Raw genomic sequence first — 12087 nt, forward strand, 5'->3', positions numbered from 1 at the left:
ACAAGGAGCAATGACATGGGTTATATTGAAGATATGAGAAATTTAGTAGGAAATCATCCACTTATTCTAATAGGATCACACGCCATTATATTAAATGAAAAAGATGAAGTATTGCTGCAGCTCCGTACAGATTTTAACCGCTGGGGCATTATTGGCGGTGCCTTAGAATATAACGAAACGTTAGAAGATGCTTTAAAACGAGAAGTGTTTGAAGAAACTGGACTTATTATTAAAAATCCAGAACTATTCCGTACATACTCAGGACCAGATTTCTTTCAAATCTATCCAAATGGCGATCAAGTACACGGTGTACTCGTTGTTTATATTTGCCGCGAATTCCACGGTGAGCTTGTATGCGACCATACGGAATCGAAAGAACTACGCTTCTTTTCACTTGATGAATTACCTAATAATCTTCCTCCTGTTATCGAGAAGATTATTACAGATTATCTAAAAAAATAAGGGAACGCTTAACGTTCCCTCTCAAATCCAATCCGTTTTTTAATTTCCGCTAAATTTACCTTCGCAATAGCGCGTGCCTTCTCAGCACCGTTTTCTAATGCTTCATATAATAAATCCGGCTCATTCATATACATTGCGTACTTTTCACGAGGTCCAGCTAACTCACGATCTACAACGCGAAACAACTCTTTTTTCACATCGCCCCATCCGATTCCAGTCTCATATTTTTCACGTAATGACTGTACTTCGTCTTCTGTCGCAAACTCTTTATATATCATAAATAATGTTTCTAATTCTTTCGGTTCATTTGGAAGTGAAGAGTCTGTTTTGATTTTAAATATTAACTTTCGAAGTTTTTCTTGCTCTGCAAATAATGGGATTACATTTCCGTAACTTTTACTCATCTTCCTTCCATCAAGACCAGGTAAAATAGCTCCTTCTTCTTGCACTACATACTCCGGTAGTGTAAATGTCGTGCCAAATGTATGATTAAAATACGTCGCAATATCACGCGCGATTTCAATATGTTGAATTTGGTCTTTTCCGACAGGTACATGTGTAGCTTGAAATAGTAATATGTCGGCTGCCATTAAGATCGGGTACGTATATAACCCCATGTTCACTCCCGCATCGACCTCTAACCCTGCTTCTTTATTTTGCTCCACCTTCGCTTTATACGCATGAGCACGGTTCATAAGACCTTTCGGAGTTAGGCAAGCTAAAATCCAAGCTAATTCTAGAATTTCCGGTACTTCTGTTTGCCGATAAAAAACAACATCTTCCCCAAGTCCAAGCGATAACCAAGTAGCTGCTACCTCTTTCGTATAACTGCTGAACTTTTCTGAATCATGCACAGCATTTAATGCATGATAATCAGCTATAAAGTACAATGCTCTTCCTTCATTATTCTTTGACATTTGTAATGCAGGTTTAATCGCACCAATATAATTCCCTAAATGCGGATAACCTGTCGGCTTAATTCCTGTTAACATTATTTTTTCACTCACACTAACTCCTCCTTTCTCAAAATAAAAAGAGCCCCTCATCCTTAAAAAAGGACGAGAGACTCCCGCGGTACCACCTTAATTAGCTATCATTAGCTCACTTCATACTTCAATAACGTGAAGTAACCGTCTTTACCTACTCATTTCAGTTAGAAGCTCCAGAGCCCATTCCATATTCATCCCTTACTGATTCTCACCACATATCAGCTCTCTGAAAAGTTTCGAATATGTACTCTTCTCTTTCATTGCTTTTTCGTTATTTTTTACAGTTTATCACATTTCTCATTGACTTGAACATAAATTTTCTGATTTATACAGTAGAAAATTTTCACTTGAACTGTCTAATAGTATGTAATTTTAATATTATTACTGTTTCCTTTTCTGAATCACTTATTACAGTATAAATTACATTTTGCAAATTTATCCACACTCGAGATATCCTGTTCTACATATACAAAATACCTTCATTTCTTCAAATAATAAAAAAATTACTAAACACCGTAAATTTATATACCGTATAAGATATAGTTCAATCAGGACTGTCTATATTATATTTACATTCATATCATTTCACCATAGAGACTCACTTCATTTTATCCTACTTTATTAATTCTTCACTATGCACTTCATATCGATATTTCGGATTTATATGGGAGTTTCTCGCTACAATTTGAAACTTTTTATCACCATGTTTTAATTCATCTGTTGTCAACGTGAATTGCTGATTAGAGGCGTTTGTTTCTACTAACTTAGTATCCCCATATTTTAACATTACACTTCCAACATCTTTTCCTGCCTTTCCAGTTACTACGCCTTCTTTAGTATCCCATTTCAATTTTCTTAATCCATAATTATACCCATTCTCATCATATGGTTTTCCTGTTCTCCATTTATTTGATTCTACACCTCTTAATTTATTATTTGTATAATCTCCATATTTTTCATCATTGATGCCAACTTTATTATTTTCATTCCAACAATTATCCGTAACAGACCCATTATTTCCTGTTCCAATTATCTCAATGGGTGCATGTCCTTTTTGCTTCGTATCATCTGTAATCAGACTAGATTTTTGAATCCACCCCACCTGATTCCCTCGAATCTCAAACTCTTTATTAGAATTATTTAAAATGATACCACCTCGCTTCACAGAATCACTTTTAACCCAACCAATCTGATTGTTCTCTACTAGAATTCCTTCAGTTAATTTTAGAGCAACACCACCAAACCCCGAGGAATCATCTTCTGGTTCTACTTGTTCAATAACATTATTCATAATCTTTGTTTCTTTAATATAACCAATATTTTCTTTATATCCTTCATCTAATGGATTTAATAGTTTGCCATTTTTCTCAATAGGGAAGGTCTGGTTAGTACCCCAAACCGCAATACCTACTTCTGATTTTTTGTTATTCTTCGGCTTCCATTTATCAATATGCTCAGCAGCATTTATATAATTCTTTTCCACTGTAATTTTCTTTGGTGGATAGTAATATTTCCCTCTATATTCGAGTCCACCTATTACAATTGGACGAGCAATACCTACAAAAATATTATTAGTAAATTCCATGTTCTCTCCACTGTGAGTATCCAATCCTTCCCAATAGCAATTATCAATAAACACACTGTCTCGCACCTTCACATTTTTACTAATTGGATATTTTGCTTGTAATTTATAACCCGGATTTGGAGGTTCTTTCATTTTGCGCATGGACAGCGCTATGTTATAGTTCTTACCAATCTTTCCTTTCTTATCTTCACCTCCAATGTTTCTAGTCACCACATTTTGTATCTCTGCCGTTTCTATAGAATACCCTATAATTCCGCTATTTCCGGCATTTTCAACCAACATCCTCTTTTCTCCATCTACTGCCACAGATTTAGAACCCTTAATATGTAGTCCTTTAATTAAATCAAGCGTTATTCCATCTCCTGTAATATTTCGAATAACAACATCCTCTATCATAATATCCTTAAGATAATCGCTCTCATCAGGTAAAGTTGCTTCTCCTCCCTCGGTATAATGTCCTCTTGCAACAATACCATTTTGAAGTGGATTAGACTTTTCATTACCTTTCTCTCCATCTAAAGTGATATTTTTCAGTACCGTATGGCTTTGCATACGGATAATCCCCTGATAATATTCTTTGCCATCTATAATTTCCATTGGTTTTTTTGGAAATTCCCCAAAACTCCGAACTAATATTGTCTTTTGGCTTTTCCCTCGTAATGTAGTTCCTTCAGGTAAAAAAATTTCATTTTTAAAATTCCACTTACCTTCTGGTACCTCAATGGTTCCTTTATTTCCTTGCTCATTTACAGGTAAAGACTTTACTTTATCTGTAGCTTGCTTCATAGCCTTATCATTACCTTTTACCATTGAATATGTATCTATCTCATGGCCTAAGTTGTTTAACACCCGTATTAGTGGAGCGTTTTTATTTTCTGTTTGACTAGTCGAAACCGCAAAAGCTGACGAAGGTAAATAAGCATTCCAAATAAAAAAGATAAATGCGAAACTAAACAATCCAACCTTATAAATAAATTTCATTTTATATCATTCCTTTCTATATTTTTCATTTTTTTCCAATTACTATCCCTATTTTACATTTCCTTTTATTGTAATTAAAGGTTGTATTGTGAACAAAATAGTAATTTTTTACTTTCTTATAAAAAGTATCAACTATCACACAGTTGTTCTTAACGTTGCAAAAATTATTGTCAAACTTGTTCCGTTATATTAATTCTTAAGTTTCCGTCTTCTATCAAGAGCTTATACCTTGACAAATCATAAATATGATTTGTGATTAACACATCTCTTATAATTCATTCCATTTATTTCACTCCCTTTGCATTTTATATTTCTTTATGAGGAGTTAATGGTGAGAGAACCTAACTTAAACACCATGCTTATACTTAATTTGAAGTAATCCTTAGAAATGGATTAATAGGCAAGTACATACGCTAATCACCTATTAATAAAAAAGCGCTAAAACAGTTCCCACTGTTTTAGCGCTTTTTTTCACGTATTCAACTTAACAAATCTATAACCGTGTGTAACTAACACTTTTAATATCGCATATCCTGGAATGGCCAAAATAATGCCCATAATCCCGAATAAGTTTCCGGCAGTTAAAATGATAAAAATGATAGTAATCGGATGAATATCTAACTTTTTACCCATAACTTGCGGAGAAATAAATTTACCTTCTGCTAATTGTACAACCATCATAACGATAATTACTTTTAACACCATTGCTGGCGAGTCGATAAATGCGATAATTAACGCTGGTGTAATCGCGATAATTGGTCCTACGTACGGAACGATATTTACAATCATCGCTAAAATCGCAAGTAATACCGCATATTTAATACCAATAATAAGATAACCAATTAATAGCATAATACCGATAAATAAGCTGACGATAATTTGACCTCTAATATACGAGCTAATCGCATAATGCATATCATCTAGTATTCTCATTGCTGCTGGTTGTCTTTGCTCTGAAATAAACTTTAAAAAGTGATTCGGCAATTGCTCACCATCTTTTAAAAGATAGAACAATATAAATGGAACCATTACAAATGTCAAAACAACCTCTGTAACAGTACTCAAAAATCCAGTTACATTCCCAGTTACTGATGATAATGACTTTGTAAAATCAACTGTGTATTCTTTTACCATATTCGCAACATTAATATTTAAATTCTCCTGAATTTTACCGAGTAAATTACTTTCCCCGAATCTACGTGCTGCTTGTTCAATCTCATGGCCAAAATACGGTAAGTTATCAATTAATGCATCAATTTGATCTTTAATAATAGGGATAACCGTTACAACTAAAAATACAAATAATCCTAGTACGATTAAATATATGGAAGCTATCGATACGATTCTTGAAACACCTTTCTTTTCTAAAAGCGAAACGAATGGATGCAAAATATAAAATAGCACGCCTGCTAATAGTACTGGGAAGAAAATTGTTTTTAAAAATACGATAAACGGTGTAAAAACAAATGATATTTTTGTTAGCAATAAAATATTAATGAACAATAACGCAAATCCAAGTAATACCGCCAAATAATTTTGTTCTCTAAAAAACTTTCTTAACTTATCTCTTTTTCTTATATTTATTTTCTCCAATGAAACCACCTCTTCGAATGATGAAAAGCCCTTATTCAGGGCTCTTCATCATAATCTATATCTCTATTTCTTTGCAGCTTTCACTACAAATGATACAATAAGAATTAACACGATTGCACCTAATAATGCCGGCACGACATGAATCCCACCAAATGATGGCCCAAAGGATCCAAATAATCTACCACCTAACGAAGCACCTAATAAACCTGCGATAATATTTCCGAACATACCACCTGGGAAATTTTTACCGGTTATAGAACTAGCAATTGCACCTATAATAGCACCAACTATTAATGTGATAATCCATCCCATTTTTAGTCCTCCATTTCTATTATAGTTTGTATGATTCAATACAAACATATGTATTTATCATTGCTAATCATATTTCACTATAGAAATATATTTACTACTATTTTGCATATGGAGATACATATATTATATGCAAAAAAGAAAAATATTGTCAAACTAACCCATAAAGCAATTATATTCATATACCATATTTAAAGGAGGCTTCATTATCTATGATTCTTAAGTTAAATTCCACTTCTTTTGAAGTAGCAACCTCCATTTTACAGGTTCAAATTCCAGCTTATAAAGTTGAAGCAGACTACTTAAATAGTACTGCCATACCTCGTTTATATGATACTGTAAACGATATTCAAAATTGCGTTGAAACATTCTATGGATATTTTTCTGAAAATAAACTTGTCGGTTTTATTTCTTTTGTACAAGAAGAAAAACTAATCGATATCCACAGGTTAGTTGCATCACCCAATTTTTTCCAAAAAGGAATCGCAACGAAACTCCTAATTTATATATTTAACATGTTTCCCTCTTCAATGGCATACATTGTACAAACAGGTAAAGCGAATACCCCTGCTATTACTTTATATAAAAAACACGGATTCATTACAGTATCAGATACAATACTTCCTGACGGTATGATTCTTACGCAATTAAAAAAGACAGAATACACAAAATAATTTGACTTGTTCGCTCCTTTATGTTATTTTTTACTTTATAAAACCTTTTGCTGAGTCCAAATTTTGGAGCGGGGGAACCATTTTTGTAGCTATGCTACTTGGGGCGAATCTTTTTTAAGTAGGGAAACTCTCACTTCCCGAGTCCGACAGCTAACCTCGTAAGCGTAATGGGAGAGGAAGGTGCTTTTTGCCTATGTTACACATTTTGCCTCCTTAATTATAAATATGGGATCGATATCAAATAGTCACCTATATTTATAGAAAAGGAGAATGTATTATGTTACGTTTATCTGATCACGCAATTAAAATGATGGAGCAAAGACTTCGAATTGAAAAACAACGCACATATCAAGCAAATAAGGTTGTAGATAACTTACATCACAAATACTTCTTTCAGCATATTTTTCAACCGAAAAGATAAAGAAAATGTTTATTTAATATTAAAAAACACAAGGTGTGTCTTACAAAGATATTCCTTGTGTTTTTTATATTCTTTATAAAATTCTCACTACATTTAAGCTTGCTGTAATCGCACCTGCTATAGTAGTCACATGCCCTACACCTAACGGGCCATTTTGTAATATTAATGTTGAATTGGCACTCGTCACATTCACAAGAAGTGTATTTGAAATGGCTGGTTCGATTACTACAGTTGATGTCGTTACGTTTTGTATAAAACTCCCTGTTAGTTGCGTTCCATTTAATAGCAATCTAACAGATACTGTCTCATTCCCACCATTTGCATCCCCTTGAAAATAGTAGCTTACTAAATATATTCCTGGCGTCGTTACTGTGACTGTCGTAGCACTAGTTAAAGATACACCAGTTCCATATACAGTGGATCCAGAATTAATTGGGATGTTGGCATTTGCTGCAATTGTGCTTGTTGATGTAGAAAAGAAATAGCCTCCACCTGTTGATATAGCAGAAGGGCCTGTTGCTCCTGTTAAGCCTGTTGGACCCGTGGCTCCTGTTGGGCCTGTTACTCCCGTTCCCCCTGTTGCTCCAGTTATTCCTTGTATGCCTTGTATTCCGGTCGGTCCAGTTGCACCAGTCACTCCCGTCTGACCTGTTGCTCCCGCCTGACCCGTTACACCTTGTGGACCTTGGATTCCCTGTGGACCTTGTGGACCAGTTGCTCCTGTCGGGCCGGTTGCTCCATTCGGACCCGTTATCCCCTGTGGACCTTGGATTCCTTGAGGACCTTGTGAGCCCGTTGCTCCTGTCTCGCCGGTTGCTCCAGTTGGACCGGTTGCTCCTTGTGGTCCTTGAATTCCTTGTGGACCTTGAGGACCCGTTGCTCCCGCCTCGCCGGTTGGACCGGTTGGACCGGTTGGACCCGCCTGACCAGTTATTCCTTGTAGACCTTGAGGGCCTGCCTGACCAGTTGGGCCTTGTGGACCTTGCACGCCTTGTATCCCCTGAATTCCTTGGGGGCCGGTTGGACCAATTGGACCTTGGATTCCCTGAATTCCTTGAGGACCCGTTGCACCCGCCTGGCCGGTTGGGCCTTGTGGACCTTGCACACCTTGTATTCCTTGAGGACCAGTTGGGCCTATACTTCCTTGTGGTCCCTGAATACCTTGTATTCCTTGAGGACCAGTTGGACCTGTTATGCCACTCGGACCTTGTATGCCTTGCACTCCTTGAGGACCGGTTGAACCACTCGGACCTTGGATTCCTTGTAGCCCCTGTAAACCAGTTGGACCGGTCGCTCCCCTTACTCCTTGCTCACCTTGTATGCCTTGTATCCCTTGAGGGCCGGTTGGACCGATTGGCCCCTGTGCCCCTTGCACTCCTTGTGGACCAGTCGGACCGGTTGCTCCTACCGGTCCCTGGATTCCTTGTAGACCTTGCGGACCAGTCGGACCGGTTACTCCTTGTATCCCTTGTGGACCTTGAATGCCTTGATCACCCGTTGGACCCGTTGCCTCCATCGGTCCCTGTACTCCTTGCAAACCTGTTACACCAGTTGCTCCGGTCGGTCCCTGGATTCCTTGTACCCCTTGAATTCCAGTCGCTCCTGTTGCTCCGGTCGCTCCTGTTGCCCCTGTTGCTCCAGTCGGACCAGTTGGACCCCCTGGTGATCCTGCTGGACCGGTTGGACCAGTTGGACCTCCTGGTGGACCAGTTGGACCGGTTGCTCCAGTCGGGCCAGTTGCAGAACCTGTCGGACCAGTTATCCCAGTGGCTCCTGTTGGGCCGGTTGGACCTGAATCACCTTGTAAACCGGTTGGACCAGTCGGACCGATTACACCTTGCACTCCTTGTATTCCTTGTATTCCTGTTGGACCTACCTGCCCCATTTCTCCCTGGGGACCTTGTAAACCTTGAACACCAGTTTCCCCTTGTGGACCCATTGGTCCTTGCTCCCCTTGAATTCCTTGAGAACCAGTTGGACCGGTTGGACCAATCGGACCCTGTATTCCTTGTATTCCGGTTACACCTTGTAAACCACTACCTCCTAAATTACCTTGCACACCTTGTATACCAGTATTTCCAGTTGGTCCAGTCGGACCAATTTCCCCTTGCACTCCTTGTATGCCTTGTATTCCTGTTGGGCCGGTTGGACCGATTTCTCCTTGCATTCCTTGTATGCCTTGTATTCCTGTTGGACCGGTCGGACCGATTGGGCCAGGAATTCCTTGTATCCCTTGAATACCAGTTGGACCAGTCGGACCTCTTTCTCCTTGTATTCCTTGAACACCTTGTATTCCCTGTGGGCCTCGTTCTCCCATAGGTCCTTGATTACCTTGAGAACCTTGTGGTCCAGTTAAACCAGTTGGGCCGGTTGGACCATTTTCTCCTTGCACCCCTTGCACTCCTTGTATTCCTTGTGGGCCGGTTGGACCGATTGGACCTTGTACGCCTTGTATTCCTTGCGGTCCAGTTGGGCCACCTAAAGCACCAGTTGGACCAGTTGGACCGGTTGGACCAGTGGGCCCCGTAATACCTGGCGGTGGAAAAGGAATAGGTGCTTGAAACTTACTACACTTATCTTGATTCTTCACAAGCATCTCCCCCGTTATAACTAACGTATCAAACTATTTTTAATACATTTAAACTAGCTGTTATCACACCAGATAATGTCGTTACATGCCCGATAGCTAACGGACCATTTTGTAAAGACAAAGTTGCATTTGAAGAAGTAACTTCAATGACCATCGTATTCGAAACTGCTGGTTCTAATATAAAAGTACCTCCTGTAACATAAAAAATAAAACTCCCTGCGACTTGTGTTCCATTTAAAGTAAGCCTCACTGAAATTGTTTCATTTCCGGCCGTTGGATCACCTTGAAAATAATAGCTTACTAAATAAATTCCCGGCGTACTTAACGTTACAGTTGTTGCATTTGTTAAACTGACATCAGAACCAAAAACTGTAGATCCAGAATTAATTGGTATTAACGCATTCGCTGCAATTGTACTCGTTGAAGTAGAAAAGAAATAACCGCCCCCACTAGGTAAACCAGTCGCTCCTGTCGGTCCCACCACGCCACTTGGGCCCTGACTACCTTGTGCTCCAACTGGGCCTATACTACCACTAGCACCTGTCACCCCACTTGCTCCAATTGGGCCTTGCAACCCTTGAATACCTTGTATCCCTTGTATTCCTTGCGGACCCGTTGCACCTGTATTGCCTGTCGTTCCCGTTATTCCTTGTATTCCCGTAATCCCTTGCACTCCTTGCACACCTTGTGGTCCAGTTGCCCCGGTTGCTCCAGTAGCCCCAGTTTCACCCGTTGCACCTGTAATTCCAACATTTCCTTGTGGGCCTTGACTACCTTGCGCCCCTTGGACTCCTTGTGGGCCTGTTATACCGACTTCCCCTGTATTTCCTTGGGGACCTCTAATTCCTTGTGCACCTGTTGGACCGATAATTCCTTGCACACCTTGTATTCCTTGCACTCCTTGCGCTCCTGTTGGACCCGTTATTCCTTGTAATCCTTGAGGACCTTGCAAACCGATAGCTCCAGTCGGTCCTATTATTCCTTGCACTCCTTGAGGACCTTGGGCACCTTGTGTACCTGTCAATCCGGTAGTCCCTTGTATCCCTTGAACACCTTGAGGACCTTGTGTTCCAGCTGCTCCTGTTTCCCCTTGAATTCCTTGTACGCCTTGGATTCCTTGTGCTCCTTGAGCTCCTTCCGCTCCTGTAACACCAACTGGACCAGCTATCCCTTGTATTCCCACCATTCCTTGTGCACCTGTTGGACCTATCACACCTTGAATACCTTGAATACCTTTAGGACCTTCTGCACCAGTTGGACCAGTTACTCCCAGCGGACCTTGTATTCCTTGAGAACCTTCTGCACCCGTTGGACCTGTTATACCTTGGTTACCTTGAGGACCTTGTGCTCCTTGTACTCCAACTGCTCCAACTACACCTTGGGCACCTTGCGCTCCCCTTACACCTTGATGACCTGTTGGACCTGTTATACCTTGCACACCTTGCCCTCCAATTGGACCTATCCCTCCGCTTACACCTGTTGAACCGGTCGCACCCGTTGGACCTGTTGGACCTCCTGGTGGACCGGGTGGGCCAGCTGGTCCAGTCACTCCACTAGAAGGGCCAATTGGACCGGTCACTCCCGTCGGACCGCCCGGTGGTCCTTCTGAGCCTTGAGTACCAATACTACCCGTCGCTCCTGTTATACCTCTTATTCCCTTTATCCCTTGAAAACCTGTTGCTCCCGTTATACCTTGTATTCCTTGCACACCTTGTGGTCCTTGTAAACCTATTACACCTGTTATCCCCTTTATTCCACTTATACCTTGGGCACCTTGCATTCCAGTAGAACCAGTTGGACCCACTTCACCTTGTATTCCTTGAGCTCCTTGTGGGCCTTCCTCTCCAGTAATTCCTTGTATACCTTGGAAGCCGTCTTCTCCTTGTATACCAATAGCCCCTTGCTCTCCTTGTATTCCTTGAACACCTTGAGGGCCTTGTGGACCAGTTACACCCGAGACTCCAGTTACGCCTCTTTCTCCCTGCATTCCTTGTGCCCCTGTTTGTCCTCGCTCACCTATTTCCCCTTGTATTCCTTGTATACCTTGTATTCCTTGACTACCAGCAGGACCCGTAGCTCCTTGTATTCCTTCTAATCCTTGTACTCCAATATCACCAATTAGACCTTGGTTTCCGATTAATCCTTGAGCACCTTGGAGACCAGTTGGGCCAGTTATACCTTGCTCTCCTGTATCACCAATAACTCCTTGTATTCCTTGTGCTCCTGTTGTCCCTCGGGGACCTTGTATCCCCCTGATACCTTGAGGACCTTGGGGCCCAGTTGCTCCCGTCGGTCCAGTCACCCCTGTAGGACCAACAGGACCTTCATGCCCTCCAGTTGGACCGATTGGACCACTATTACCTGTCGGACCCGTTGCTCCTATAAGCGGAAGAGGCAGTGCCACTCCAAATTTTTTGCACTTTCTATGATGACGCACAACAATCCCCCTTCCCCAAAATAATTACACCTTTTATATGAAATGC

9 protein-coding genes, 1 riboswitch and 1 other annotated feature are annotated in these 12087 nt (G+C 40.5%); of the genes, 3 read left to right on the forward strand and 6 right to left on the reverse strand.

Annotation, left to right across the window (positions count from 1 at the left end; translation table 11 throughout):
- The first annotated feature begins 15 nt into the window (after window positions 1-15).
- Complete coding sequence (locus AC3WVZ_RS14935; protein WP_000540457.1) at window positions 16-462, forward strand: NUDIX hydrolase; 447 nt, start codon at window positions 16-18, stop codon at window positions 460-462.
- An 8-nt stretch (window positions 463-470) separates the two neighbouring features.
- On the opposite strand, the gene AC3WVZ_RS14940 is transcribed toward AC3WVZ_RS14935, so the two are convergent.
- The 4 genes from AC3WVZ_RS14940 to AC3WVZ_RS14955 form a co-directional block, all read right to left on the reverse strand.
- Window positions 471-1469 carry a tryptophan--tRNA ligase gene (locus AC3WVZ_RS14940; protein WP_001290901.1) on the reverse strand — a complete coding sequence of 333 codons (999 nt, stop codon included), beginning with the start codon at window positions 1467-1469 and terminating at the stop codon, window positions 471-473.
- 44 nt (window positions 1470-1513) lie between these two features.
- Window positions 1514-1721, reverse strand: a binding site (T-box leader).
- Window positions 1722-2064: 343 nt separating this feature from the next.
- On the reverse strand, window positions 2065-4017 hold the full coding sequence (locus AC3WVZ_RS14945) for a hypothetical protein (protein WP_233935011.1): 1953 nt from the start codon (window positions 4015-4017) through the stop codon (window positions 2065-2067).
- A gap of 471 nt (window positions 4018-4488) precedes the next feature.
- The gene (locus AC3WVZ_RS14950; RefSeq protein WP_000411484.1) at window positions 4489-5610 is read right to left on the reverse strand and encodes an AI-2E family transporter; all 1122 of its coding nucleotides are present in this window, start codon (window positions 5608-5610) and stop codon (window positions 4489-4491) included.
- Between the two features lie 63 nt (window positions 5611-5673).
- The gene (locus AC3WVZ_RS14955) at window positions 5674-5922 is read right to left on the reverse strand and encodes a GlsB/YeaQ/YmgE family stress response membrane protein (RefSeq protein WP_000539732.1); all 249 of its coding nucleotides are present in this window, start codon (window positions 5920-5922) and stop codon (window positions 5674-5676) included.
- A gap of 209 nt (window positions 5923-6131) precedes the next feature.
- Between AC3WVZ_RS14955 and AC3WVZ_RS14960 the strand changes: the two genes are divergently transcribed.
- Complete coding sequence (locus AC3WVZ_RS14960; protein WP_233935012.1) at window positions 6132-6593, forward strand: GNAT family N-acetyltransferase; 462 nt, start codon at window positions 6132-6134, stop codon at window positions 6591-6593.
- A gap of 38 nt (window positions 6594-6631) precedes the next feature.
- Window positions 6632-6774: riboswitch (cyclic di-AMP (ydaO/yuaA leader) on the forward strand.
- A gap of 96 nt (window positions 6775-6870) precedes the next feature.
- Window positions 6871-7014: a hypothetical protein gene (locus tag AC3WVZ_RS14965; RefSeq protein ID WP_000945243.1), complete on the forward strand. Its 144-nt coding sequence runs from the start codon at window positions 6871-6873 to the stop codon at window positions 7012-7014.
- Between the two features lie 73 nt (window positions 7015-7087).
- Here the strand turns inward: AC3WVZ_RS14965 and AC3WVZ_RS14970 are convergent, their stop codons facing one another.
- Together AC3WVZ_RS14970 and AC3WVZ_RS14975 are read right to left on the reverse strand one after the other, a co-directional pair.
- Window positions 7088-9610, reverse strand: coding sequence for a BC_3345 family exosporium-associated protein (locus tag AC3WVZ_RS14970; RefSeq protein ID WP_233935014.1), 2523 nt, complete (start codon window positions 9608-9610; stop codon window positions 7088-7090).
- 22 nt (window positions 9611-9632) lie between these two features.
- The gene (locus tag AC3WVZ_RS14975) at window positions 9633-12041 is read right to left on the reverse strand and encodes a collagen-like protein (protein WP_233935016.1); all 2409 of its coding nucleotides are present in this window, start codon (window positions 12039-12041) and stop codon (window positions 9633-9635) included.
- Window positions 12042-12087 lie beyond the last annotated feature (46 nt).

The organism is Bacillus sp. CPT56D-587-MTF (genome assembly GCF_058792335.1).

Excerpts from the sequence above, each read along its gene's own strand:
- AC3WVZ_RS14970 (WP_233935014.1), bottom strand. The coding sequence starts at position 9,610 with ATGCTTGTGAAGAATCAAGATAAGTGTAGTAAGTTTCAAGCACCTATT.
- AC3WVZ_RS14945 (WP_233935011.1), bottom strand. The coding sequence starts at position 4,017 with ATGAAATTTATTTATAAGGTTGGATTGTTTAGTTTCGCATTTATCTTT.
- AC3WVZ_RS14955 (WP_000539732.1), bottom strand. The coding sequence starts at position 5,922 with ATGGGATGGATTATCACATTAATAGTTGGTGCTATTATAGGTGCAATT.
- AC3WVZ_RS14935 (WP_000540457.1), top strand. The coding sequence starts at position 16 with ATGGGTTATATTGAAGATATGAGAAATTTAGTAGGAAATCATCCACTT.
- AC3WVZ_RS14965 (WP_000945243.1), top strand. The coding sequence starts at position 6,871 with ATGTTACGTTTATCTGATCACGCAATTAAAATGATGGAGCAAAGACTT.
- AC3WVZ_RS14960 (WP_233935012.1), top strand. The coding sequence starts at position 6,132 with ATGATTCTTAAGTTAAATTCCACTTCTTTTGAAGTAGCAACCTCCATT.